Origin of the sequence: Dactylosporangium sp. CA-233914 (assembly GCF_050942935.1) — a bacterium.
GTDB lineage: Bacteria > Actinomycetota > Actinomycetes > Mycobacteriales > Micromonosporaceae > Dactylosporangium.
This window is the reverse complement of the sequence record NZ_CP192030.1, coordinates 4,008,889-4,032,389: the sequence shown is the minus strand read 5'-3', so window position 1 is coordinate 4,032,389 and position 23,501 is coordinate 4,008,889. Positions and strand designations below refer to the sequence as shown.

The window sequence follows — 23,501 nt, the reverse complement described above, 5'->3', positions numbered from 1 at the left end:
CCAATGTCTCCCAGCAGCGCGTCGGCGTCCGGCACGCACATCGCCTCACCCGGCACGGCGATGACCTGCGCCGCCTTCGGCCGGGTCACGCGCACCTGATGGCAGCGGGCGTGCTGCACGGGCTCCTCGGCGCTCATCGCGGCCACCCGCGCCGGGTCGGGCAGCGTGGCCCAGCAGCATCCGCAACGTCTTGGCCTCCAGACCGGTGGTGAAACACCCGGTCAGACCGGGGAACGCCAGATCGGCCAAGGCATGGACCCGACTGCCCAACACCTTCGCGGCGGCCAACTTGCGCCAGCGGAGGGCCACCCATACGACCTGCCCAGCCATCGCACCCTCCTTGCGATAGACCGGCCAACCCAGCCCCCGCACCAGTAGCTCGAGCATGGCCATGCAGTCCCGCACGTCGGTCTTGACCCGCGCCGCCTGGAGCCGGACCCGGGACCGTTGACCTGATACAGGTTCAGCTCAACGACGTCGAATCCCTTGCCACGCCACGTCGCCGCGAGAGCCTGGTGGTAGTGTCGGCCGCCTCTACGCCCACCCGCACGCTCTGCGCGCCCACCCGCGCGCGTCAAGGGCGCTCAGGCCGGCCGCGGCTGCGCGCGCGGCTATCCGTTCGCTCAGCTCCGGCGCGGTGGTCGACATGTCAGCGACGATGGCAGGGCCGCCCGCGAGCACTCCCTCCGGTCCGAGCACCGCGAGCTCGACCGTCGCGACGTCGGGCAGCATCACCATGACGAGATCTCGGCCAACGGCACAGTCACGTGGCGGGGTCTCTGGACTTTCGCAGTTTTTGATGAGGGGTCGGCGGTGGGTGTGACACGCCGGGTGGCCTGGGAGTGCGTGATCTTGGGGTGAGATGACGGAAGCATCGACGGTCCTTGTACCACTGTCGTTGCCGAAAGTGATCCGTCGATGCTTCCAGGAGTCAGCCTACCGATCTCGTTGCGTCGGTTGTTGGACGCCTTCGGTGGGTGTTTCACGGCGCCGACGTTCGGGGTCTTCTCCGCGATGGTCGTCGGGTTGGTCGCGCAGACCGGGCAACGTACGGTCTGCGGGATGCTCACCGGGGCCGGGATGGCCACGTCCTGGTCGCATGATCGGGCGCACCGGTTCTTCTCGACCACGCGTTGGGCCATCGACCAGATCGGCCTGACGGTGTTCGATCTGGTCCTGACCCACCTCGTCGCCGACGGCGCCGATCTGCACCTGGCGGTCGATGACACCGCGCATCGCCGTCGGGGTAAGAAGGTCCACGGCGTCGGATGGATCCACGACGGCTCGGCGCCCGCCCGGAACAAGCTGGCGTTCGGTCACCGCTGGGTGGTCGTCGGGGTGATCGTGCGGCCCTCGTTCCTGTCCCGGCCGTTGTGCCTGCCGGTGTTGTGCCGGCGCTGGCAGGGCAAGGGCACCGCCTCTACCGTGGAGTTGGCCGCCTACATGATCACCGTCATCGCCGCCCGGACGCCGGGCCGGCGGGTCCACGTGGTCGCCGACGCCGCGTACCACGGCCATGGCCTGCGGGACCTGCCCGCCACCGTGACATGGACGACCCGGCTGCCCCGCAACGCGGTGGTGTATCACCGCGCACCGGCCCGCAGCGGTAAACGGGGCCGGCCACGATTGAAAGGCGCCCGGATCGGTACCCCCAGCGAGGCCGCCGCCACCGCGGTGTGGCAGACGGTGTCCGTGACGCGTTACGGGCGGGTCGACACCGTGCGTATCGCGGTCCTCGACTGCCTCTGGTACGGGGTGTTCGGGCCCCACCCGGTACGGATGACCCTCGTGCGTGACCGAGAAACCGGGCCGATGCTGGCCCTGATCACCACTGACCTGAGCGTCACCGCCGCCGATCTGGTGGCCCGCTACGCCGCCCGGTGGGCGATCGAGGTCACGTTCTTCGACACCCGCCAGACCCTCGGCGTCGGACAGGCCCGTAACCGCACCGCGGAAGCCGTGAACCGCACCTGGGCGTTCGGGATGTACGTCTACACCCTCGTCGTGCTCTGGTATGCGCTGTACGGTCACCGATCCGGGATCGTCGCCGACCGCCGCATCCACGCACCCTGGTACCTGTCGAAAACCGACCCGTCGTTCACCGACATGCTCACCGCGCTACGACGCACCCTCATTGCCGCTCGATTTATGGGCTCCCGCCCAGCTCAACCCACCAACGCAGAAATCCGGCAGGTCCAGCGAGCATGGGCACTCGCAGCTGCATAGACCGCGAAAGCCGAGGGGTCTGAGAATGGCGCGTAAGACAGACCGTCGACCCCGAGACCTCGGTGGTAACGCCCTGCCGGACCTTCATTTCAAGATGCCGGTCCTGGAGCAGCACGAGATCCGAATGGCTATGGATATCGATGAAGCCCGGCGCGACAATCTTGCCGGTAGCGTCAATCCGTTCCCTCGCCGAGACCTCGGACGTGTCGCCGCGCAGGATCTCGACCACCCCGTCCCGCACCGCGACACTCGCGTGGAACCCAGGATTCCCGCTACCGTCGATGACCAGCCCGTGTTCGATGAGGAAGTCCGCCGGATAGCTCATCGAGTACCACCGAGATCGAGGACGAGGTTCGGCTCACTGCGATCGAGTTCACGCACGTTCAGCGTCGGGCCGAGACCGGGACCTTCGGTCGGATGCCACACACCGCCCTCCACGACCGGCGCGCCGACGACATAACGTTCCCAGTAGGCCGCCTGCTCGGGGATGAACAACGACTCACTGATCATGAAATTGGGCAGCGTCGCCGCCAGATGCCAGGTCGCAGCGCTCTGCAGCGGCCCAAGCGGATTGTGGAAGGCGATCGAGATCGCATGAGCCTCCGCCAGATTGGCGATCCGGCGGGCAGCGGTGATCCCGCCACACAGACCGACGTCAGGCTGCGCGACAGCCACCGCATGCGACTCGATGAACGGCGCGCTGGTCAGATGGTTACCCCACCGCTCCCCCGCGGCGATCGGCGTACTGACCCGACCGGACACCTCACGCAGCCAGTCAGGGCGCTCGAACGGAACCGGCTCCTCGATAAACGTGAGGCCGTACGGCTCGAGCGCCTCAGCCAACCGGATCGCGTTCGCCACATTGAGCCGACCGTGACAGTCGAGCATCAGATGCACATCGCGGCCAGCTGCCTCCCGGGCCGCGGCAAAGTACTCGGCGATGTAGCCGAACACCCACGGGCTCAGGATCTCGGTCTCGGTGTGATGCGGTGCGACGAGCGGGGCCCGGTCATGCCGGACACTCGTGACCTTCTCATAGAAGCCCGGCAGCGTGGTCTTGACAGCACGAAACCCACGCTCCACCCGATCACGGACACCGGCGGCGAGACCCTCGGGCGACCCACTCGCAGCAGCATGGGTATACAACAGCACCTCATCCCGGAACGCGCCGCCCAGCAGCCGGTGCACCGGAACCCCCAGAGCACGGGCATTGAGGTCCCACAGCGCCTGATCGATGGCACTGATAGCAATCGTCAGCAGCGTGCCCCCGAGGAAGGCGTCACGATAAAGGCGCTCCTGAATCCGCTCAATGCGGGTCGCGTCCACACCGACCAGGTTGTCAGCCATCTCATCGATCAACGCGACGACCGAACGCGTCCGGCGACGCATCGCCACCTCAGCCTCACCGACCAAGCCGTCCTCGGTCTCGATCTGGACGTAGATGGCGTTGTAGAGACCAAACTCAACGGGCCATCGGCGCACGCGCGCGATTCTCATATATCCTCCATTGGTCTACTAAGAACATGTTCGTCTGGTTGGCCGTGTCGCAGACCCTGGAGGCGGTGATCGCCGGCTGCGAACAGGCGTGGGGGTTCTTGAGCGGGGTGTTCCTGCTGTTACCCGTGCCGGTCAGCTACGACCAGCCGCTGTTCAGATCGTGCAAGGCACGCCACCGCCGTCGACCGGGTCCGAGACCGGACCCGCACGGTCTCGACCTGGTCAACTACCTGATCGACCACTATGGACACCAGGCCGGAAACAACACCTTGATCAGATAGAAGCGCACCGCTGATGCCCTGCCGCACGTGATCAGCGAGCTCCGATCACCCCGGCCACCACCGTCTTTGCGCCAGAGCCGTTGTTCTTACAGTCCCAGGGCGACCACGCGAACCTACAACAAGGTCGCGTCGATGGTTCCGTCAAGGTGGAGCAGGGACTCCAAGAGGTAGTAGTCGCCCCAGATGAGCTCGTTATCTGTGGCCAGTCCGAGCCGGTGGTTGTAGCAGCCGTTGAGAAGAATGCCTGGCGGCCGAGGGTCGGTTTCGCTCACCGGGGTGAGGTGTCGGGTAACCAGAGCAGCAATCATGGATTCAGCCGCTGCCACGTAGGTAGTTGAGCGATCGGGGAGCGCAGAAGCTAGTTTCAGCAATGCGGCCGCAGCGATCGCGGTGCCCGACGTGTCGCGGGCGGCGCCATGAGGTGCGTCGAAGTCCCAATAGGTAACTGCATCCTTGGGAAGGTGATCGATCCACCAATCCCCCACGCGCCGGGCGAGGGGAGCAAGGTCGTCGGTAAGCCAGCGGACACTGTGCGCCAAGCCCAACAGCCCCCACGCCTGCGCACGGGTCCATGTGCTGTCGTTGTTGATGCCCTTGTGCGTGTAGAGACGCGTTGGCGCACCGGATTTCGCGTCGAGCGAAACGGATTGGATGACCGAGCCGTCGTCACGGATAAGGATCTCACAGTGTCGACGAGCGTGAGATTCGGCAAGCGCTCGTAGGGATTCGTCGCCGGTGTTGGCCGCGGCGTATACGAGCAGCGGCACGGTGCCGGGCACGCCGTCGATGTTGGAGTTGTGCATGCCGGTGTCCGTCGCTTCTTCGGCATCGTCGCCCAACGGGATCAGGCCGGCGCTGGCGTTGTAAAGGCCGCGCAGGGCCAAGGCGCCCTCGATCGCAAGGGCATTTGCTTCGGGGTCACCGAACAGTTGAGCGCCTGTGCCGCATCCATACCAGAACAGGAAGCCACGGAAGACGGTGTGCGAGCGCAGTCGCGGCTCCAGTTGCCGCGCCCAGTCGGAGGCAGCCGACCGGAGCGCATCGCTATCGCGAGCCGCGGCGGCGAGCCACAGCTGACCCACCCAGAAGCCACCGGTCCAGTCGCCACCAGGGCTGCGGACCCATCGTCCGGTCTGAGTGTCGGCGTAGTGCGGAAAGCCCGCCTCCGTCTCGGTTAGCGTCCACTCGATCCTGCCGAGGATCGCCTCGATCGCGGCGCCGCGACTTGCCTTTCTCATCGGTTTCAGTCTCCTTTGGGCTCGTCCGTCGTCGGAGGGCTGGCGGAAGGGTTGCGCGTGTCCACCGCTGCTCTCCTCCTCAGGGCGTGAAGAGGCTCTCGTCCATGAGTGGGATGGTGTTTGGAATGTGGATCGGGAAGGACATCTGGGCGGCGACATCCCGCACCGGATCGATGCCGGGGGCCACCTCGACGAGGTCGAGACCACGTCGGGTGATGTCGAAGACCGCGCGTTCCGTGATGATCCTGGCCTGCTGACCGCGCGCAACACCATCGGCCACCGAATAGGTCACCTGCTCGACTCGTTCGACGAACTTGCGGATCGACCCCTCCTGTTTGATCTCTAGCTTGCCGTCGGTGGCCAGAACGGATAGTCCTGCGGTGGTAAGGGTGCCAGCGAACACGAGCCGCTTAGCGTTGTGGGCGATGTCGATGAATCCACCCGCACCGGGGTTTGCGCTACCGAACTTGCTCACGTTGACGTTTCCGACCGCGTCGAACTCAGCGAAGGACAGCGCGGCGAACGTACACCCGCCCCCGTCGATGAAGTCGAACTGGGACGGACCGTCGAGCAGTGCGATGGGTGAGATGTTGGCGGAGAACTGCCATCCGCTCATCACGATGCCACCGAACGAGCCGTGTTCGGTCGTGAATGAGTACTCGTGAAGTCGCTCGCCGTCGAGCAATCCGTCCTCGACCATGGTCAGCACCGCATCCGAGGAGGCGCCGAACCCGAAGATGGACATCTCGCGGGGGCGAATCTCACGGGCAACGCGGCGAGCGACGACCTTGTCCGCGCCTGCCGGAAGCTGCGGAATACGCGTGAGTGCCGTCGCGTCGAAGCCCAGATACGCGGCGTCGAAGGCGACGTCAGTTGTCATCACCTGGTCGGGTACGACCACCACGCGGTCGACCAGCTCGCCAGGTACCCGCACGGCGTGTGCCGGGCGCGACCCCCGCGGGACCAACTCGCCGACCTGTGCGATGACAGTTCCCCCGGACGCCTTGACCGCCATGGCCATGGAGACTGCCGAGGACACCAGCGGGTCACGCTCGAACGAGAGGTTGCCGAGATCGTCCGATGCGCTGGCCCGCACGAACGCAACATCCAGTGGCCAGCTCGGGTAGAAGAGGAATTGCTCATCTCGAAGGTTCACGACTTCGACCAAGTCCTGCGTGGCTCGGCCGGTGAACTTGCCGCCCTGCTGTCGCGGATCGATGTAGGTGCCGAGGCCAATACGTGTCAGATAGCCCGGGCCGCCGCGGGCCACCTCGCGCAGCCAGTGCATTGTGGCTCCGATGGGCCAGCTGTATGCCTCGATCGCGTTGCTCTTGACGAGTTCCATGAGCTTCGGGCGGAGACCTGTAAGGGGGTTGCGAGGGTTGATGTACGAACCAGAGACGATCCGCTTCATCAGACCTACTCGGGCCACGTGATCCATCCCTGGAATGCCCATGGCGTCGCCGGTCCCGACCGGAAACAGAAAGGTCAGGTCATTGGGCGAGCCCGTTAGTTCGAACCGGTTCCCCAATGCCGCCAACAGAGCATCGGGAGTGCTCCAGCCGATGACGCCGGTCGAAGCCACTGCCTGGCCGCTTTTGATCGACGTAACTGCGTCCGCGGCACTGCAGATCTTGTCGGTCATGACGATGCTCCCGAATCGCGAAAGAGTTGAGAGAAGGTGGAGCGGGCGTTTGGCGAGTGACAATCGCGCTCGAAAGCGGCAGCGGTCTGCGCATCGAGCGTCTCTGCCGACTGGCCGGCCAAGGACGCGAATGCCCGCTTCGTCGAGGTGACGGAGTTCCGCGGCAGACTCGCCAAGGCCCGCGCCTGCTCGAGCGCGTGCGTGACAGCTTGCCCCGGCTCGGTGAGATCATCGGCGACCCCGATCTCGCGGGCGGCGGCGCCGTCGATGGGGTGTGCGCCCCAAGCCAGCCGCCTCGCCACGACGGGGCCGACCCGGACCGTCAACGCCTGCAGGCCCCACGGCGGAACCCAACCGAGCGTCACCTCCGGCAGATGCCATCGAACGTCGGAGGCTGACACGACCACGTCGCACGAGGTGGCGAGAAGGAATCCTCCTCCTACCGCGAACCCCTCGACCGCTGCGATGACGGGCGTCTGCAAGAGCGCGATCGTTCGGGCGACGGCGGCCATCCGCGCCTCATGCCGCGCCATATCGGCAGGCGTCATGCCGGCGAGGTTCTTCATGTCCGACCCCGCGCAGAATCCTGGAGCCGCGCCCGACAACACGACTGCGCCCACGGCTGGTGCATCATCAAGGCTCTCCAGAGCGCTCCCTAGCCGGCTGGCAAGGTCGGCATCGAGCGCATTGCGCCGGGCTGGTCGATTCAGAACCACATGGGCTACGCCACTCTCCTCGACGTGGCAAAGAAGCGGAACGGACGCATCGAGCCCGGTGTCGGCGACCATGGATAGGAATACTGGTAAGTCCACAGTCCACTGTCAAGAGGCAAGTTTGAGACGCGGAGCGCAGATGATCTTGGAGCCTCGTCGTGCGCAGCCTGAACTGCTCATGCCGTACAGCAGATCCTGGAGTGGCTGGCTGCACTGGCGCCGCCGGACGGTCAGGCCGGGTACCTGCTCGACGAACGTGCGCACCGCGCAGTCGCTCACCCGGCAGTTGAACCGCCGGACCTGCAGGATCAGCCAGACCGCCCGTCGATCGGCGTGTCGGCCAGGCCGCGCTGGCACCGGCCGCGCACCGAGGCCGTCACCGTGCCGCAGCCCGGACACGCGGCGCTCTCGCCGCGAGCCTGACCGAACAGGTAGCCGGCCGCGGGACCGGACTCCACCCGCTCGATCAGCACGCCGGACAGGTGCCGCAGGACAACCTCGGCGACTGTGTGATCGCGCACCGTCAGATGATCACCGGTGGCCGAGGATTCGCAAAGCGTTACCGGTCAACGGATCGACCCGGTAGCGCCATGGCGTCCGTCTACTGTCGACACCCGTCAGCCAGGACCGTCCGCAATCCCACACCGCCCGCCGCCCCGCCACACTTCATGTGCCGGAACCGAATTTCGTGAGCGACGCCAAATCGACGAGTAGCTCCGACGCGAGAATCACCGCAGGTCATGCGAGCTCGACGCCTTTCAGTTGCCCCCCAGGGTGCCGGGCCTCGCTTGCCGCGACCCGCCGCGAGACTACTGCCCCGTTGCCGGGGATCTCGGGGGTCGGTTCGCCGAGCCACTCGAGCGCCGCGCGGATCGTGTCGCCGTGGCTGACGATCACGAGGGCGCCGTCGCCGGCGTCAGCGAGGCAGCCGGCGATCGCGGCGGCGATCCGTTGCCGCAGCTCTCGCAGCGACTCACCGCCGCCTGGGTGAACGTCGACGTCGCCGGCGGCCCACAGCGCATCGGCCGACGGCAGGCCTTCGAGGCGGCCGTAACAGCGTTCGCGCAAGTCGGGACGGAGCCGGATGGGCACGTCGAGTACGTCCGCGATGTGCTCGGCGGTTTGCCGGGCCCGCAAGAGATCGCTGGTGTAGACGGCGCGAGCCGCGGTGCCGCGAAGCGCCTCGGCGGTGGCCCGAGCCTGCCGGTGCCCGCGCGGGGTGAGCGGCACGTACGGGGTCTGGCCCTGTAGGCGGCGGGCCACGTTCCACTCGGACTCGCCGTGTCGGACGAGGTGCAGCGTCGTCATCGCCCGGATCACCTCGGCGCCTGTCCGATCAAGTGACCCGTCCCGACTCCTCGCGTCGGAGCCGCACTGCCGAGAGCAGCAACCGCGCGGCGAGGCAGGCTCTCACGCCCTCGGCGGCCCGCAGTCGTAGATCGAGCAGCGGTTCCAATCCGAAGCGTTCGCGACTGCGATGCCCGGCGACGAGCGCGGCCTGGGCGGCCGGCTCGTGGCGGACGGCGATCAGCGCCGCGATCGACGTGGCCAGCCCGTCGAGCACGACCGGCACTCGGGCCGCCGCGGCGGCGAGCGTGACCCCGGCCGGTACAGCAGCTTCCGGACCGCCGAGGCTCGCCAGCGCCGTGGTGGGTCGGGCCAGCGCGGAGCTCCGCCACGGGCATCGGGAGACCTCCCTGTTGCGATCGACCGGACTCCAGGACGCTACGGCCGCCCGTTTCGTCAACATGTTGGCCAATCGATTGCCAGTCACCGATGAGCACATACCGATCCGGTCGAGCGGGGCGCCCCGTCACCGACCTTCGTCGGCCGCGCCCGGCGCTGGGCTCGGTGAGTGTTCGTCGGCGCTTCCCGGTCCCCCGGCGGTATCGTCGTAGTGGTGTGCGAGGCAGTAGTCGCAGACGCAGCCCGAGTGGGCCAACCTGCAGGGTGCCTCCGGATCACTGGCACCGCTAACGCCATACTCGCTCATGTCATACTCCGCTGGCGGCTCAATGTCATAGCGCGGATATCGATCGTCGATGCGGCACAACCGCGCCGGATGAACGGCGCGGATCAGGCCAGGACGTTGCGCGCGTGGTCTCGGATGTAGTCGACGAGCACCGCGGTCGGAGTACCGGGACCGAACACCTCGTGCACGCCGTAGGTCCTCAGGGTGTCGGCGTCCTCCGGCGGAATCGTCCCGCCCACGACGAAGAGGACGTCGGCCCGATCGTTGTCCCGTAGCAGTTCGCCGAGTTCCTTCGCGTATTCCAAGTGCGCCCCGGACAGACTCGACAACCCGAGCACGTCCGCGTCTTCCTGGATGACCGCGCGCATGATCGATTCGGGGGTCTGGTAGATCCCCGTGTAGACGACCTCCATCCCGGCATCGCGAAGCGCGCGAGCCACGACCTTGGCTCCGCGATCGTGTCCGTCGAGTCCGGGCTTGGCGACCACGACCTTGGTCGGCCTGGCCTTTTCCGGCAACGCCTGCATATCCAAATCTCCCTTTGCGCCTAGAAGACCGTTGACGGTCGATGATCCTTACGCCACGACCCGACCGCGTCGGCCCAGTCAAATTCAGTGCTCATCGGGCTCGTAGCTCCCAATTCTTCGAAGCACTCTGCAGAATTCGGCCGACAGCGTCGCGCATGTTGCCGCCGTCGGTCACCGCCACCGCCTCCGCGCACGCGGCGACCCATCCCTCGGCGACCAGGGCGGCGTCAGAGGCCCACTTCCGGCTGCGCAGGGTGCCGATGGCGTCGCTCTCGACGAGGCCGAGCCACCGCTTCTCGAGCGCGGCGCACACCTCGCCCACTCCCTTGCCGTCGGTGGCGACGGTTTGCAGCACCTCCACGCCGCGTCCGGCCGCCAGGCGCAGGTGCCGCGCGCTCTCCGCGGCGCCGGGGCGATCGGCCATGTTGACGACGAACATGTCGGCGACCTCCATCAGGCCCGCCTTGATCGACTGAACGGCGTCGCCGAGCCCAGGCACGGTCACGAGCAGGACGGTGTCGGCGATCTCGACGATCGCGATCTCGGTCTGGCCGGCCCCGACCGTCTCGATCAACACGACGTCGAACAGCTCGGACAGTTCAAGCAGCCGGGCGATGTTTCTGGTCGCGGCAGCCACTGCGCCGTGTGACCCCCGGCTGGCCAGGCTGCGGACGAAGACCTCGGGCCGACCGGCCAGGTGGGTCTCCATTCGAAGCCGGTCGCCCAGCACCGCACCACCGGTGGTGGCGCTGGAGGGGTCGATCGCCAGCACGGCGACGCGCGATCCCGCATTCGCGTAGGCGTCGATCAAGCGTCCGGTCAGGGTGCTCTTCCCCGCGCCGGGCGGCCCGGTGATGCCGACGATGTGCGTACGCGAGCTGGACTGCGGCAGCTCCACGTCCCAGGCCGGCGCATTCTCGATGAGGGTCACCGCGCGGGCGAAGGGGCCCCAGTAGCCCGCCTGGGCCTGGGTGACGGCGTGGCGCAGCTGGTCAGGCGTGAACAAGTTCCAGCTCCCCGTTTTCGATCATCCGTTTGACGGCCACCTTGTCCACCTTCCCGATTCCCGCGATCGGCAGGTGCGACACCAGCGCCGCGCCCGACGGCCGTTTGAAGCTCACGAGATTCCCGCGGCAGAACTGCAGGAGTTCGTCGGCCCGCAATCCACAGCCAGGCTTGGCAACTGCGACCACCACGGGCGTCTCGCCCCACCGGTCGCTCGGTATCCCCACGACGACCACCTCCTGCACGCCCTGGTGGGCCGCCGCGACCGCCTCGATCTCGGCCGGTGCGATGTTCATGCCGCCGCTGATGATGATGTCCTTGAGACGGCCGGTGAGGAAGACGAGTCCGTCGTCGCTGATCCGGCCCAGATCGCCGGTTCGAAGGGCACCGTCGCCGGTGAGGCTCGCCGTGGTCGTCTCCCGGTCGTTGAAGTACTCCTTCATCCGGGCCGGCGTCACCGCGACGAGTTCCCCGGCGTCGCTCGCCGGAGTCGCGCCGTTGCGGACCTGCAGCCCGGTCGTGGGAAACGCCCGGCCGACCGTCGTCGGCTCGGCCTTCAGCAGCCAATGCGGTGCGGCCGTCAGCGGAAGCGCCTCGGTCATCCCGTACAACTGGTGCATCTGCAGGTCCGGCAATTCCGCCCACCAGCGGCGCAGGAGACCGGTGGGCATCACTTCCGATGCGAACAGCACCCACTTGAGCTTCGACAGCTTCTCGAGCGGAGCGAATTCGATCAGTCGCCTCAGGACGGTCGGGACGGCATCGAAGGTGGTCGCCCTGGTGCACGCGTCGGCGACCCGCTCGACGTCGAATCCGGGCAGGATCTCGAGCGATCCGCCCGTGCACAGCGTCGGCAGGACCTGCTCGGGGATGCAGGCATACAGCGGCAGGAACACCACCCCGCGCTCCCCCGGACCGAACGGGAAGGCCGAGGCGACCTGCATGCTCCCGTGCAGCATGGACTCGTGGGTGTGGACCACGCCCTTCGGCTGTCCCGTCGAGCCACTGGTCAGCATGATCGAACAGCCGGAACTCGGCCCGATGGTGGGCAGTCGGCCCTGCGCGGACACTGGCGCCGTCCGTAGGTCACGCACGTCGTACGAGCCGTCGAGCGCCTCTCGGATCTCGGGCTTGACGCGGCCGACGAAGATCGTCTTGGCTCCGACGAACTCCATTTGCGCGCCGATCGCCGCCGGGCCGAGCATGGCGTTCATCGGGACGGCGACGCCACCGGCCCGCAGAATCGCCATGTAGGTGGAGACGTAGGCGGATTCGTTCTCGCCGACGATCGCCACGCGGTCACCGGGCTGAAGGCCGCCGGCGAGCAGATCCCGCGCCAGGTCGGCCGAGCGTGACCACAGTTCCCGGTACGTCCACGTCTCGCCGTCGAATACGAGCGCCGGCTCGTTGGGCCGCGCCCGGACGACCGCTCCGATCCACGAGACGACCGTGCTGGTTCTGCTTCCCATCGCTAGGACGCCTGAGCCGGCCGGCTTCGCCCGACGACGATCGTCACGGTCGCGGTCGCGGCCAGCACCGGGCCGTCCTGCTCGAGTCGACAACCGTTCTCGTCCACGCTCAGTACCCGGTAGACGCGAGCCTCCACCTTCCGGCTGCTGTTCCCCCGGGAGGTGACCCGAGCGACTCCCTCGACGAAGTCGCCTACCCGAAGCGGCGCGAGGAACTCGACCGAGTCGTAGGCGGCGCACAGCCCTTCGTCGCCGCCCTCCAGCAACGCGAGCTCCGTCTCGAGATCGGCGAAGATCTCCATCACCTTCGAGCCAGGCACCAACCCGCCGGCGTAACGAGCATCACTCGGCGCTAGGCGGAGGCGAATCCGGGCTTCGTCCTGGCTGGGTGCAGGCACGTCATTCTCCCGTCGATGGCGGATCGGCGTCGGCAACTTTGCCCTAGTAGAATAGGTCAAAGATTTTACCGGCACAAGAGGCTATAAAGTTGACATAAGTAGGTACGTAGAGAGGTCGCATGGGTGGGGCGGAAGCCCGGCCCGGCACCGATAGCATGTCGCGTGTGGTCCTTCACCTGCGCGGAATCTTCCTGCCCGACGAGACGCAGCGCGACGCCTGGATCGTCGAGGGCCGGCTGAGCTTCACGCCGCCCGCGCGCGGCTCCGACGTCGACACGATCGCCTCGTCGGGCTGGGTCATCCCCGGATTCGTCGACGCGCATTGCCATATTGGCATCGCCTCGACCCGCAACGTCCACGACCCGCGGGCCCAGGCGCGACAGGCGCTGCTCGACCGCGACGCGGGAGCCCTGCTGCTTCGCGAGGTCGGTTCGCCGGTGGACACGAGCTCGATACAGCAACGCGACGATCTGCCACGCCTCATCCGGGCCGGCCGGCACATCGCCCGTACTCGCCGCTACATCCGTGATCAGGGTGTCGAGGTCGACCCTGACGCGTTGGCCGACGAGGTGGAGCGGCAAGCCGCGGCCGGCGACGGGTGGGTGAAGATCGTCGCGGACTGGATCGACCGGGCCAGTGGCGATCTCGCGCCGGCCTTTCCCGCGGACGCACTCGAACGCGCGGTCGCGCGAGCCCATGCCCTGGATGTGCGTGTAGCCGTGCACGCCTTCGGGGAGGAGGCGGTCGCCGCGGCCATCGCGGTCGGCGTCGACTCGATCGAGCACGGCACGGGACTCATGGGGCAGATGCTCGCAGATGCCGTGTCGAAGGGCATCGCGCTGGTGCCCACCCTGATCAACGTCGACAACTTCCACAAGTTCGCCGCGGCCGCCGAGCACAAGTTCCCGGTGTACGCGCGGCACATGCGGGCTCTCTACGCGTCCTCGCGCGAGCGGGTTCGCGACGCCTACGAGGCCGGCGTGCCGATCTACACCGGCACCGACGCCGGAACCGACGTCCCGCACGGCACCATTCGCGGCGAGATACAGGCGCTGGTGGGCGCCGGGCTGCCGCTGCCGGAGGTCATCGCGCAGGCCTCATGGCGCGCCCGGCAATGGCTCGGCTGGCCGGGCCTGGACGAGGGCGCGCCCGCCGACCTGATCGTCTTCGACGAGGATCCCCGCGTCGCGCTCGATGCGATCTACTCCCCTCGGCGGACGGTGCTGCGCGGGGTGGTGGTCGGCTGAACCAGGCGACGTTCAGCCACCGCCCGGGAGGGACTCGAGCAGCTTGCGCGTGTACTCGTGCTGCGGATTGTCGAGTACCGTGTCGGTAGGCCCGGATTCGACCACCCGGCCGCGATACATGACGTACACGAACTCCGACACGTGCCGCACGATCGACAGATCGTGGGAGATGAACAGGTAGCTGATCTCCTGTTCGGCGCGAAGCGTCGTGAGCAGGTTCAGGATCTGCGCCTGCACCGACATGTCGAGCGCGGACGTCGGCTCGTCGCAGATGAGCACCTTCGGGCGGACCGCGAGGGCCCGCGCGATCGCGACCCGCTGACGTTCACCACCCGACAGTGCCCTTGGCAGGCGCCGGGCGTAAGTCGCCGGCAGGCCGACCATTTCCAGCAGCTCGCCGACCCGCTGTTTCGGGTTGGTCGCATTCTTGTCGTGCGTGGTGATCGCCTCGCGCAGCGTCCAACCCACGGAGCGCATCGGGTTCAGGCTCGAGTAGGGATCCTGGAAGACGGTCTGCACGTTCGAGCGCAGTTCCCGGCGTTCCTCGTTGCGTACCTTCGCCCACTGGCGCGTCGTCGTACCCCCGATGACGATCTCGCCTTCGGTCGGCGTCTCCAGCCCGACCAGCACCCGGGCCAGCGTCGTCTTGCCCGACCCGGATTCCCCGACGATGCCGACGCTCTCGTTCACTCCGACCTGAATAGAGACGTCGTCGAGTGCCCTGACAGCGCGGGGTCCGATCTGGAACGACTTGCCGACGTTGCGGACCTCCAAGATCGGCGAAGTCCGGTCGGTGCTCGGCGCGGCCGCGACCTGCTCGGCAAAGGTTCGCAGGCTGCGCATCTCCTCCCGGATCTCGGGCAGCCGGATGCAGGCGGAGAGCCGACCGGGTGTCGCCTCGGCCAGCGGTGGCGCGCTCTCGCGGCACGCCGGCCCGGCCCATCGGCACCGCGGCTCGAAGGTGCACACCCCCTGGACCTCATCAGCGGTCGGCACGGCCCCCGGCATGGCGACGAGCTTCTGTACCCGCTGGCCGACGGGCGGCTCCGAGAGCAAGAGGCCCTGCGTGTACGGATGCAGCGGCTCGGCCTGCATGCGCTGCGAGTCGCCCACCTCGACCAACGAGCCGGCATACAGCACGTAGATCCGGCTGCACGTCTCGAACGCGACCCGAAGGTCGTGCGTTATCAGGATCAGGCCCATGCCGCGGGCCTGCTGGATTCGCTTGATCAGCTCGAGAACCTCGCGCTGCGTCGCGACATCCAGCGCCGTGGACGGCTCGTCGGCGATGAGCACCTGCGGGTCACGGCACAGCGCGGCGGCGATGGCGACCCGTTGCCGCATGCCCCCGGACAGTTGGAACGGGTAGCGGTCGATCACCGACTCGTCGGTGATGCCCACCTCGGCAAGACGACGGATCGCCTCCTCGCGGGCACCCCGGCCGCCGTGGATGTACTCCGGCAGCAGCGATTCCTCGAGGATTTGGCCGCACCGCATGACAGGGTTCAGCATCGTGAACGGGTCCTGGAGGATCAGCCCGATCTCCCGGCCGCGGATCGTCTGCCACTTGCGCTCGTTCGCCGTCAGCAGGTTCTCGCCCCTGTACGAGAGTTGCCCCGTTGCCGTTACCCCGGCCGGTAGCAATCCGATCAAGGACTTGGCCGTCATCGACTTGCCACTTCCCGACTCGCCGACGATGCCGATCGACTCGCCGCGCCGCACCGACAGCGACGCCGACGACACGATCGTGCTCTCGCCGCCGCCCGACCGCTTGGCCACGATGCGCAGGTTCTGCAGGTTGAATATCGCAGTGTCCAAGCCCTGCGTCACGACCTCGACCGTGCCCGTCATCGGCTCGCTCCTCGGCTCGAGAGCCGGTCGTAGCCCCAGTCGCCGATGATGTTCATCGCGGCCGCGACCAGCACGATCGCCGCGCCGGGCGCCAGCGTCGCGATTGGATTCTGGAACAACGAGATCTGCCCGTCGGACAGCATCTGACCCCAATCCGGCGAGCCGGGGGCTACCCCGACGCCTAGGAACGACAGGCTTGACAGCCCGACCAGCGCGCCGGCATAGGCCAGGCAGGTATTCGCGACCACCACGGCCGAGATGTTCGGCCAGATGTGCAAGAACATGATTCGACGGTCCGAGACGCCGAGCGTCCGCGCCGCCTCGACGTAGGGGCGCGGCACCTGCTCGAGGGTCACGCCCCGCACGACCCGCGCGTCGAATGGCATGATGAGCAGTGCCAAGAGGCCGACCGCGACCCAGTAGCCAGCTCCGATCGTGCCGGACACGACAATGATGATCAGCAGTCCGGGCACGGCCATCAGCAGATCCGCGAGGCGCATGATGAAGGCGTCGATGATGCCACCGCGATAACCGGCCAGGAGTCCGAGAATGTTGCCGACGAGCATCGCGCCGCCCGCGACCATCAGCGGACCGAGAAACACTGTTCGGCTGCCGACGATCATCCTGGAGAACACGTCGCGTCCGAGCTCGTCGGTCCCGAGCCAGTGCGCGCCGCTCGGGGGCACCAGCACGAGGTTCAGGTCCTGGGCGGATGGATTCTGTGGCGCGATCAGCGGCCCGAACGCTGCCGCGACCGCGACGATCGCCATGATCAGGAAGGAAATCGCGACCGATCCGCGCACGCGGTGTACCCCGCGCAACAGTCCGCGGCGAACGGTCCGGTCCGGGGCTTGTTTCTCCGCGAGGTCGAGGTCGACTGCCGTCATGATTCGTGTCTCCCGAGGCGGATACGTGGGTCGATGACGATGTAGGCGATATCGGCCAGCAGGTTCATCACGATGATGAGGGCGGCGATGACCAGCGCGAGGCCCTGGATCATCGGCACGTCCTTCGACATGACGGACTGGACCAGTAGGGATCCGACACCGTTGAGTGAGAACGTCTGCTCGACGACGACCGCGCCGATGATCAGGCTCGAGAGCAGGGTGCCGCTGATCGTGACGATCGGCATCAGCGCATTTCGCAGTGCGTACTTGAGCATGACGCGGCGCGCCGACATCCCGCGTGCCCGCGCGAAGGTGACGTAGTCCTGGTCGAGAACGCCGATCATCGCGGCGCGGGTGTGCCGCACCAGGAAGGCCATCACGGACAACGCCAAGGCGATCGCCGGCAGGGTCAGGTGCCACAGCCCGTCGACGAAGCCTTCGCCCAGTCCGGCCACTGGGAAGATCGGTACGACGACCGCGAGCAGGTAGAGGGCGAAGACGCCGGACACGAAAGCCGGCGTACTCAGCGCGACGATCGACCCGGCCACGGTAACGCGATCGAGCGCGCCACCTCGGCGCATCGCGGCGACCACGCCCGGAATGATGCCGAGCGCGAGCGCCACGATGTACGCGTACCCACCGAGATACAGCGACGTGGGGAGCCGGGACGTGATCTGGTCGGTGACCGGCAGCGTGGTCTGGATCGAGTCGCCGAAGTCCAACTGCGCGGCGCCCTTCACCCAGTACCAGTACTGGGTGAAGAACGGCTCGTTCAGGTGGTACTTCGCGGTCAGTGCCGCCACGGTCTCGGGTGTCCGGGTGTTCGGGCCGAGCAGCACGTCCACCGGGCTGCCCGGCGTCAGGTAGGTCAGCGAGAAGATCACGAACGAGAGCAGGATGAGCAGCAGCACCATCGCGGCCAACCGCCGCGCGATGTATATCAGCAGGCTCGATCTGGTCATGTGCGTGCCGCCGGTCCCGTCATCGCGTTCTCCTGGTGACTGGTGATCGCGGCGTCGGTCCCCGACCGAAGCCGCGATCCACGAGTTGGCTGGGTCGTCCTCACCGGCTCGACGGTCAACGCCGCTTGATGTTCAGCGGCCAGCATGAGTACGCCCAGAAGTCCCCGAAGTTCACCCACTCGAAGTTGTTGGATGCGTAGCTGGTTCCCTCGCGGAACAAGGGGATGTAGGGCAGATCCGTTCCGAGCTTGTCCAGGATCTGGATGTAGGTCTGCAGGCGCTTCGCCGGGTCCGTGGTGGCCAGACCGTCCGCGATGAGCGTGTCGACCTCCGCCGGGTGGTAGTTCGCCACGTTGAGCCCGCCCTTGCCGATGAAAATGTTGTCCCAGGACGGATCCGGCGCGCAGCCGCCCGTCGAGATGAACCCCGGGGGGCGCTGGTCGGCCGGCCCGAGCAGAACCTCGTAGTACTCCGTGGTCGTCATCGGCTTGATCTCGAGGTTGATGCCGATCGTCTTCAACTGAGCGGCGATCGCCTGGTTGATCTTCAGAGTTGCCTGATCGTTGGTGGACACTATCGTGGCGGAGAAGCCGTTCGGCTGGCTGGACTGCGCGAGCTCCTGCTTCGCCTTGTCCAGGTCGTGCGGGTACTTCGGAAGTGTGTTCAAAGCAGCGTCCGCCGCGCCGGCGTCGCCCAGGTTCTGCAGCAGCGACGGGGCGATCACGGTGTCCAGCGTGTCGATGTTGGCACCGCCGGTCGCCTTGAGCAGGTCCTGCTTGTTGATCGCGTACGCGACCGCGCGCCTGACGTGAACGTCACTCCATGGCGCGGTCTGGGTCGGCATGCTGAACAGCGACGAACCACACGTCGTTCTCGTCGTCACCCGCACGCCCGATGCCGACTTGAACGTGTCCGGCTCCGAGACGGAGGGCGCAAGATCGACTTCGCCGGCCCGCATCGCGAGTGCGAGGCTGGTTTCGCTTTGATAGAACTTCACGGTGATGTGCTTGATCGGCGGCTCGCCACCCCAGTATGTCGGGTTGGCCGAGTACTCGGCCCCCTTCGTCGGGTCGAGGCTGTCGACCTTCCAGGGCCCGGTCCCCATCACCAGCGTGCCGGGCTTGCCGAAGGTGTCCTGGTGTGCCTCGGTGAACGCCTTTTCGTAGATTTGCGAATAGGCCATTCCCGGCGTGTTCTTCCAGGCCGCATCGGGATGTTTCAAGGTGACGACGACCGTGTGCGGATCGCGGGCCTCGATCTTGCTCACGCTTCCGTAGAATCCGGCCTTCCCGAGCGCCGGTCCGCCGTCACGCATCAGCGAGTAGACCACGTCGTCGGCCGTGAGTTCGTTGCCGTTCCAGAACTTGACGCCTTGCCGCAGGGTGTAGACGTACTCGGTCGGGCTGTTCTCTGTCCACGAGGTCGCCAGCCACGGCTGCAGCTTGCCGTCCGGCGTGACCCGCAGAAGCGTTTCCAAGCTGAACTGGCCGGCGTAGAAGTAGCCGGAACCGCTTGCGCCGCCGGTCGGGTCGAGCGAGGTGTACGGCGCCGCGTACCCGATCGACAGCTTCTGGATGGGCGAGGTCGCGGCCGGCTTTCCCGGAGCGATGGAGACGACTGGCTCGCTACTGGACTTGGGTCCATCGTTTCGCGGGCTCCGGTTGCTCGCGCAGCCGGCCGCGACCATACAAACGGTTGTCACGCCTGCGGTGATCGCAAGCGTGCGCCGGGCGCGAGGCGGGCGGACCCGCACGCCGACGATGTTGGACATCAGAACCTCCAGGTGGGGGTGAATAACTCATGGAGGACCTACGAGATCTCTTCGGACACGAGTGCTTGCTCGGCAAAGCCATGGCCACGTCGCCAGCCAATCGGCCGGCCAGGCCTACGGGGACCGATCCGCATCGTCCGGATCGAGGCGCACGGCCAGGAAAGGGCCCGGTCGCCGCGTCATAGATGGGCCTTAGCCCGAACTCTCATCGGCGCACCTGCCGAGCGAGGATGCCATCGGGACGTACCTCCGATGTGTCGAGGCTGCCTCTGGACCGATGGCCTAGGGCAGGCTGTACGCACCTGACGCACGAGCTAGGCTCATCATGGGGCTGTAGTTTGTCGCAGGTCATGATGGCTGTCAAGGCCTAGCAGACTAGGTCAGTAATGGATAGCCGGCCCGGTTCGCCGCATCGGCCGAACCGCCGCCAGCCGCGCGTCCACCACGACGGCAGCGACCACAGGCGGGAAGGATCTGAGCTAGACCCCCTTGCCCCTGGGTTACTCGGTTACTAGAGTCGTGGCCCATCGCACTATGACAATTACGCGAGCAGACGGCATCTCGATAGGCGGAACCATGTCGGCACTGCATGACGACGCGACGGTCGTCGACCTCCACAACGATCTGATCCTGCTGGTCGACCACTTCGACCATCGCGGTCGACCGGACTATTTCGCGGACTTCTGGCTGCCCGAGCTGCGCACCGGCGGGTTGGACGTCCAGGTGCTCCCGATCTGCATCGAGGAGCAGTTCCAGTCCGAGGGCGCGCTGCGCCGGACCCTGCTCCTCGTCGAGCGCATCCACGCGCTGGCGCAACAGCACCCCCAGGTCACCGTCTGCCTCACCGGCGCGGAGGTCGCACAGGCGACGGCCGCCGGGCGGATCGCGCTGATCATCGCCCTCGAGGGTGCGCACGGGATCGGCCAGGACCCGGAACTGATCGGCACGATGCAGCGGGTGGGCGTGCGGATAGCGTCGTTGGCCCACCTGGGACGGACCCACCTCGCCGACGGAAGCGGCCTCGACGACTCGTCCCGCGGCGGACTCACGCCCCAGGGGATAGAGGTCCTGACCGAGATGGAGCGGGCGGGAATCGTCTTCGACCTGAGCCACCTGGGCGTTGCCGGCGTCGACGACGTTCTCTCCCGGGCCACCCGCCCGATGCTCGCGACCCACTCGGCCTGCCGGGCGGTCACCGACATCCATCGCAACCTGGCCGACCAGCAGATCAAGGCAATCGCCGACCTCGGCGGGGTGATCGGAGTGGCGGCAGCCATTCCCCCGTTCATCGACCCGGACCAACCTACGACGGCCCGCGTGGTCGACCACATCGAGCACCTCGCGTCGATCGCGACGATCGACGCCGTCGCGCTCGGTCCCGACTTCGTCGACGACTACTACGACGAGGTCTTCGGCGGCTGGATGGTCATCCCCGGGGTCGATCAGCCGTCGCTCGACAGCGACATCCGCCGGCCGTCGGACCTGCCGAAGATCACTCACGAGCTGGCCGCACGCGGTTTCTCGGACGCCGACATCAGGAAGGTGCTCGGCGAGAACGCGCTGCGGGTGCTCGACCAGGTCATGGGGATCCCCGGCCGTTGAGGCCGTTCGACGAAATGGGAGGCCACTGCTATGCCCAACGAACCGACTGCGCCCGCTTCCGGTAACGGCGACGGCTGGACGTACACGCTCGTGCCGCTGCCCGACGGGCGCACCTGCGAGGTGCTCGTACACGGCCGGCATGACCGCGTGCTCGTCCACCAGCCCGGTACACCCAGCGGGGCGGCACCGGACCCACTGCTGGCCGAGGTGAGCGACTCCCTGGGTCTGCGGGTCGTCATCCCGCTGCGGCCCGGCTACGGACGGAGCACGCCGAACCCGGGTCGGCGCATGGCCGACGTGCCCGGCGACATCGAGGCGGTGCTCGCCCATCTGGGCGCAAGCGAGTTCGTCAGCGCCGGCTACTCCGGAGGTGGGCCGCACTCGCTGGCGACGGCCGCGCTCGCCCCGGCGTGCCGGGCGGCGGCGGTCGTCGTCAGCCCCGCGCCCCGGGACGCGGCCGGTCTCGACTACTACGCCGGCATGGCCGCGTCGAACTTCGAGGAGTGGGCGCTCGCCGATCAGGGTGAGCCGGCCGTCCGGCCGTGGCTGGAGAAGCAGGCCGCCGAGCTGCGCGAACGGCCGATCGACACGTACGTGGAGCTGTTCGGGGACGCGCTGCCCGCGCCCGACCGGGCCGTGGTCGATCGCGACGGGGCCACGCGGATCGGCGTCGGGCTCCGCAAGGCGCTGGAGAACGGGATCGAGGGCTGGCTGGAGGACGACATCGCCCTGACGACGCCGTGGGGCTTCGACCTGACCACCGTCACCACGCCCGTGACGTTCTGGTCCGGACGGCAGGACGCGTTCATCTCCTACGCGCACACGGTCTGGATGGCTCAGCGGGTGAGTGGCTCGGACCTGCATCTGCTGTCGGCCCACGGCCACCTGAGCCTGATGCGGGCGCTGCTGCCCGACCTGCTCGGCGACCTCGTGACCAAGGCCGGCTGGAGCTAGGAGACATCGAGTTGACCGAGCTGGTGACGCGCTTGGTGATCGGCGAAGCAAGGGGCGTGTCAGCGGCGGTGTCTGTTGAAGGGAGCACAACGTGGCCGAAACGGTAAGGTGTCGCGACCTCGGGATCAAGATTGGCATCTTTCCTCCTGGGGCGCACAACGCGATCACCGATGTCCCAGGCGTCCGCGTCGGGCATTGCACGATCGTCGAGGGCGAAGGACCGTTGACCGTCGGGCGAGGTCCGGTGCGCACGGGCGTGACGATCGTGGAGCCGCGCCCGACGGTATGGCGATCACCGGTCTACGCCGGTTCGCATCGACTGAACGGCAACGGCGAGATGACCGGACTCGCCTGGGTCCGCGAGAACGGTCAGTTGACCACGCCGATCGGGCTCACCAATACCCATTCCGTGGGCACTGTGCGAGACGCGATCGTCGCGGAGATCCACCGTGAGCGCGGCGACGATGAGCTGTACTTCTGTCTTCCCGTGGTCGCCGAGACCTATGACGGCATTCTCAGTGACATCAACGGTCAACACGTCCGCGCCGAGCACGTCGAGGCCGCCTTCCGTGCGCTCGACAACGGGCCGGTCGCTGAGGGCAGCGTGGGTAGTGGTACCGGCATGATCTGCCACGAGTTCAAGGGCGGCATCGGTACCTCATCGCGCCTGGTCCCCACCGACGCGAACGCGAGTTCCGTCTACACCGTTGGCGTGCTCGTCCAAGCGAATCACGGTCAGCGCCGACGCCTGCGCGTCGACGGCATCCCGGTTGGCGAGCGGATACCGAACGACATCGTGTCGTCGCCGTACGAGGACCTTCGGCGGCGGGCGATGGCCGGCAGTGGCTCGATCATCGTCCTGATCGCTACCGACGCGCCGTTGCTGCCGCATCAGTGCCAGCGGCTGGCGCAGCGCGGTGCTCTGGCGATCGGCCGGACCGGGGGGATGGGTGAGCACAGCAGTGGTGACCTGTTGCTCGCCTTCTCCACGGGCAACGACGCGCTGCCGACGGTTGGCCTGGGGGAACTCTCCCTGGGTGACATCGAGGTGCGCGCGGCCAGCGACGTGATGATCGAGCTGCTCTTCGAGGCGGTGATCGATGCGACCGAGGAAGCCATCGTCAACGCGATGGTCTCCGCCACCACGACGGTCGGCCGAGACGGCCTCACCGCGCACGCGCTGCCCCACGATCTGCTCCGCGCGGCATTGGCCGGCTCGTGACCCAACCGCAGGCTCCCGAACCGACCCAGCATCA

Annotated in this window: 24 protein-coding genes; 6 read left to right on the top strand and 18 right to left on the bottom strand. The window is 67.3% G+C overall.

The window, feature by feature from the left end:
* Positions 1–45: 45 nt before the first annotated feature.
* Together ACQPY0_RS18305 and ACQPY0_RS18300 are read right to left on the bottom strand one after the other, a co-directional pair.
* Positions 46–393: a hypothetical protein gene (locus ACQPY0_RS18305; protein WP_432990352.1), complete on the bottom strand. Its 348-nt coding sequence runs from the start codon at positions 391–393 to the stop codon at positions 46–48.
* A gap of 141 nt (positions 394–534) precedes the next feature.
* A complete protein-coding gene (locus ACQPY0_RS18300; protein WP_432990350.1) occupies positions 535–738 on the bottom strand; it encodes an NAD(P)-binding domain-containing protein in 204 nt (67 codons plus the stop codon).
* A gap of 210 nt (positions 739–948) precedes the next feature.
* Between ACQPY0_RS18300 and ACQPY0_RS18295 the strand changes: the two genes are divergently transcribed.
* Positions 949–2,226 carry an IS701 family transposase gene (locus tag ACQPY0_RS18295; protein WP_432974310.1) on the top strand — a complete coding sequence of 426 codons (1,278 nt, stop codon included), beginning with the start codon at positions 949–951 and terminating at the stop codon, positions 2,224–2,226.
* Here the strand turns inward: ACQPY0_RS18295 and ACQPY0_RS18290 are convergent.
* Complete coding sequence (locus ACQPY0_RS18290) at positions 2,147–2,551, bottom strand: amidohydrolase family protein (protein WP_432990348.1); 405 nt, start codon at positions 2,549–2,551, stop codon at positions 2,147–2,149. The two genes, ACQPY0_RS18295 and ACQPY0_RS18290, sit on opposite strands and share 80 nt — an antisense overlap.
* The gene (locus tag ACQPY0_RS18285) at positions 2,548–3,723 is read right to left on the bottom strand and encodes a mandelate racemase/muconate lactonizing enzyme family protein (RefSeq protein ID WP_432990346.1); all 1,176 of its coding nucleotides are present in this window, start codon (positions 3,721–3,723) and stop codon (positions 2,548–2,550) included. The genes ACQPY0_RS18290 and ACQPY0_RS18285 overlap by 4 nt, the downstream gene beginning before the upstream one ends.
* Positions 3,724–3,749: 26 nt before the next feature.
* On the opposite strand from ACQPY0_RS18285, the gene ACQPY0_RS18280 reads away from it, so the two are divergent.
* Positions 3,750–4,004, top strand: coding sequence for a hypothetical protein (locus ACQPY0_RS18280; RefSeq protein WP_432990344.1), 255 nt, complete (start codon positions 3,750–3,752; stop codon positions 4,002–4,004).
* Positions 4,005–4,117: 113 nt separating this feature from the next.
* On the opposite strand, the gene ACQPY0_RS18275 is transcribed toward ACQPY0_RS18280, so the two are convergent.
* From ACQPY0_RS18275 to ACQPY0_RS18230, 10 genes are all read right to left on the bottom strand, one after another.
* Positions 4,118–5,242, bottom strand: a complete 1,125-nt coding sequence (locus ACQPY0_RS18275; RefSeq protein WP_432990342.1) for a hypothetical protein — start codon at positions 5,240–5,242, stop codon at positions 4,118–4,120.
* Positions 5,243–5,321: 79 nt separating this feature from the next.
* On the bottom strand, positions 5,322–6,887 hold the full coding sequence (locus ACQPY0_RS18270; RefSeq protein ID WP_432990340.1) for a CoA-transferase: 1,566 nt from the start codon (positions 6,885–6,887) through the stop codon (positions 5,322–5,324).
* A complete protein-coding gene (locus ACQPY0_RS18265; protein ID WP_432990338.1) occupies positions 6,884–7,675 on the bottom strand; it encodes an enoyl-CoA hydratase/isomerase family protein in 792 nt (263 codons plus the stop codon). Before ACQPY0_RS18265 ends, ACQPY0_RS18270 begins: the two co-directional genes overlap by 4 nt.
* 233 nt (positions 7,676–7,908) lie before the next feature.
* A complete protein-coding gene (locus ACQPY0_RS18260) occupies positions 7,909–8,121 on the bottom strand; it encodes a hypothetical protein (protein ID WP_432990336.1) in 213 nt (70 codons plus the stop codon).
* 217 nt (positions 8,122–8,338) lie between these two features.
* A complete protein-coding gene (locus ACQPY0_RS18255) occupies positions 8,339–8,908 on the bottom strand; it encodes a histidine phosphatase family protein (protein WP_432990334.1) in 570 nt (189 codons plus the stop codon).
* A 28-nt stretch (positions 8,909–8,936) separates the two neighbouring features.
* Positions 8,937–9,350 carry a nicotinate-nucleotide--dimethylbenzimidazole phosphoribosyltransferase gene (locus ACQPY0_RS18250; protein WP_432990332.1) on the bottom strand — a complete coding sequence of 138 codons (414 nt, stop codon included), beginning with the start codon at positions 9,348–9,350 and terminating at the stop codon, positions 8,937–8,939.
* A 326-nt stretch (positions 9,351–9,676) separates the two neighbouring features.
* Positions 9,677–10,099 (bottom strand): cobalamin B12-binding domain-containing protein, encoded by a 423-nt coding sequence (locus ACQPY0_RS18245; protein WP_432990330.1) that lies wholly within the window; start codon positions 10,097–10,099, stop codon positions 9,677–9,679.
* Positions 10,100–10,190: 91 nt separating this feature from the next.
* A complete protein-coding gene (locus ACQPY0_RS18240) occupies positions 10,191–11,105 on the bottom strand; it encodes an ArgK/MeaB family GTPase (RefSeq protein WP_432990328.1) in 915 nt (304 codons plus the stop codon).
* Positions 11,092–12,573, bottom strand: a complete 1,482-nt coding sequence (locus tag ACQPY0_RS18235) for a class I adenylate-forming enzyme family protein (RefSeq protein ID WP_432990326.1) — start codon at positions 12,571–12,573, stop codon at positions 11,092–11,094. The genes ACQPY0_RS18240 and ACQPY0_RS18235 overlap by 14 nt, the downstream gene beginning before the upstream one ends.
* 2 nt (positions 12,574–12,575) lie before the next feature.
* Positions 12,576–12,875 (bottom strand): hotdog domain-containing protein, encoded by a 300-nt coding sequence (locus tag ACQPY0_RS18230; RefSeq protein ID WP_432990324.1) that lies wholly within the window; start codon positions 12,873–12,875, stop codon positions 12,576–12,578.
* Positions 12,876–13,135: 260 nt separating this feature from the next.
* Here ACQPY0_RS18230 and ACQPY0_RS18225 point away from each other — a divergent pair, with 260 nt between their 5' ends.
* Positions 13,136–14,218 (top strand): amidohydrolase family protein, encoded by a 1,083-nt coding sequence (locus ACQPY0_RS18225; RefSeq protein ID WP_432990322.1) that lies wholly within the window; start codon positions 13,136–13,138, stop codon positions 14,216–14,218.
* Positions 14,219–14,230: 12 nt separating this feature from the next.
* Here the strand turns inward: ACQPY0_RS18225 and ACQPY0_RS18220 are convergent, their stop codons facing one another.
* The 4 genes from ACQPY0_RS18220 to ACQPY0_RS18205 form a co-directional block, all read right to left on the bottom strand.
* Complete coding sequence (locus ACQPY0_RS18220) at positions 14,231–16,069, bottom strand: dipeptide ABC transporter ATP-binding protein (protein WP_432990320.1); 1,839 nt, start codon at positions 16,067–16,069, stop codon at positions 14,231–14,233.
* Entirely contained in the window at positions 16,066–16,956 is an 891-nt protein-coding gene (locus ACQPY0_RS18215) for an ABC transporter permease (RefSeq protein ID WP_432990318.1), read from the bottom strand. Before ACQPY0_RS18215 ends, ACQPY0_RS18220 begins: the two co-directional genes overlap by 4 nt.
* A complete protein-coding gene (locus ACQPY0_RS18210; RefSeq protein ID WP_432990316.1) occupies positions 16,953–17,918 on the bottom strand; it encodes an ABC transporter permease in 966 nt (321 codons plus the stop codon). Before ACQPY0_RS18210 ends, ACQPY0_RS18215 begins: the two co-directional genes overlap by 4 nt.
* A gap of 115 nt (positions 17,919–18,033) precedes the next feature.
* The gene (locus ACQPY0_RS18205) at positions 18,034–19,689 is read right to left on the bottom strand and encodes an ABC transporter substrate-binding protein (RefSeq protein ID WP_432990314.1); all 1,656 of its coding nucleotides are present in this window, start codon (positions 19,687–19,689) and stop codon (positions 18,034–18,036) included.
* A 519-nt stretch (positions 19,690–20,208) separates the two neighbouring features.
* On the opposite strand from ACQPY0_RS18205, the gene ACQPY0_RS18200 reads away from it, so the two are divergent.
* From ACQPY0_RS18200 to ACQPY0_RS18190, 3 genes are all read left to right on the top strand, one after another.
* Positions 20,209–21,291: a dipeptidase gene (locus tag ACQPY0_RS18200; RefSeq protein WP_432990312.1), complete on the top strand. Its 1,083-nt coding sequence runs from the start codon at positions 20,209–20,211 to the stop codon at positions 21,289–21,291.
* Between the two features lie 30 nt (positions 21,292–21,321).
* A complete protein-coding gene (locus tag ACQPY0_RS18195; RefSeq protein ID WP_432990310.1) occupies positions 21,322–22,245 on the top strand; it encodes an alpha/beta fold hydrolase in 924 nt (307 codons plus the stop codon).
* Positions 22,246–22,336: 91 nt separating this feature from the next.
* Positions 22,337–23,467, top strand: a complete 1,131-nt coding sequence (locus tag ACQPY0_RS18190; RefSeq protein ID WP_432990308.1) for a P1 family peptidase — start codon at positions 22,337–22,339, stop codon at positions 23,465–23,467.
* Positions 23,468–23,501: the final 34 nt, after the last annotated feature.

Bases quoted from the DNA above. Each gene is read 5' to 3' on its own strand.
- ACQPY0_RS18305 (WP_432990352.1), bottom strand. From the start codon at position 393: ATGGCCATGCTCGAGCTACTGGTGCGGGGGCTGGGTTGGCCGGTCTAT.
- ACQPY0_RS18300 (WP_432990350.1), bottom strand. From the start codon at position 738: ATGGTGATGCTGCCCGACGTCGCGACGGTCGAGCTCGCGGTGCTCGGA.
- ACQPY0_RS18290 (WP_432990348.1), bottom strand. From the start codon at position 2,551: ATGAGCTATCCGGCGGACTTCCTCATCGAACACGGGCTGGTCATCGAC.
- ACQPY0_RS18285 (WP_432990346.1), bottom strand. From the start codon at position 3,723: ATGAGAATCGCGCGCGTGCGCCGATGGCCCGTTGAGTTTGGTCTCTAC.
- ACQPY0_RS18280 (WP_432990344.1), top strand. From the start codon at position 3,750: ATGTTCGTCTGGTTGGCCGTGTCGCAGACCCTGGAGGCGGTGATCGCC.
- ACQPY0_RS18275 (WP_432990342.1), bottom strand. From the start codon at position 5,242: ATGAGAAAGGCAAGTCGCGGCGCCGCGATCGAGGCGATCCTCGGCAGG.
- ACQPY0_RS18270 (WP_432990340.1), bottom strand. From the start codon at position 6,887: ATGACCGACAAGATCTGCAGTGCCGCGGACGCAGTTACGTCGATCAAA.
- ACQPY0_RS18265 (WP_432990338.1), bottom strand. From the start codon at position 7,675: ATGGTCGCCGACACCGGGCTCGATGCGTCCGTTCCGCTTCTTTGCCAC.
- ACQPY0_RS18255 (WP_432990334.1), bottom strand. From the start codon at position 8,908: ATGACGACGCTGCACCTCGTCCGACACGGCGAGTCCGAGTGGAACGTG.
- ACQPY0_RS18250 (WP_432990332.1), bottom strand. From the start codon at position 9,350: ATGTTGACGAAACGGGCGGCCGTAGCGTCCTGGAGTCCGGTCGATCGC.
- ACQPY0_RS18245 (WP_432990330.1), bottom strand. From the start codon at position 10,099: ATGCAGGCGTTGCCGGAAAAGGCCAGGCCGACCAAGGTCGTGGTCGCC.
- ACQPY0_RS18235 (WP_432990326.1), bottom strand. From the start codon at position 12,573: ATGGGAAGCAGAACCAGCACGGTCGTCTCGTGGATCGGAGCGGTCGTC.
- ACQPY0_RS18230 (WP_432990324.1), bottom strand. From the start codon at position 12,875: ATGGAGATCTTCGCCGATCTCGAGACGGAGCTCGCGTTGCTGGAGGGC.
- ACQPY0_RS18220 (WP_432990320.1), bottom strand. From the start codon at position 16,069: ATGACGGGCACGGTCGAGGTCGTGACGCAGGGCTTGGACACTGCGATA.
- ACQPY0_RS18215 (WP_432990318.1), bottom strand. From the start codon at position 16,956: ATGACGGCAGTCGACCTCGACCTCGCGGAGAAACAAGCCCCGGACCGG.
- ACQPY0_RS18210 (WP_432990316.1), bottom strand. From the start codon at position 17,918: ATGACCAGATCGAGCCTGCTGATATACATCGCGCGGCGGTTGGCCGCG.
- ACQPY0_RS18205 (WP_432990314.1), bottom strand. From the start codon at position 19,689: ATGTCCAACATCGTCGGCGTGCGGGTCCGCCCGCCTCGCGCCCGGCGC.
- ACQPY0_RS18195 (WP_432990310.1), top strand. From the start codon at position 21,322: ATGCCCAACGAACCGACTGCGCCCGCTTCCGGTAACGGCGACGGCTGG.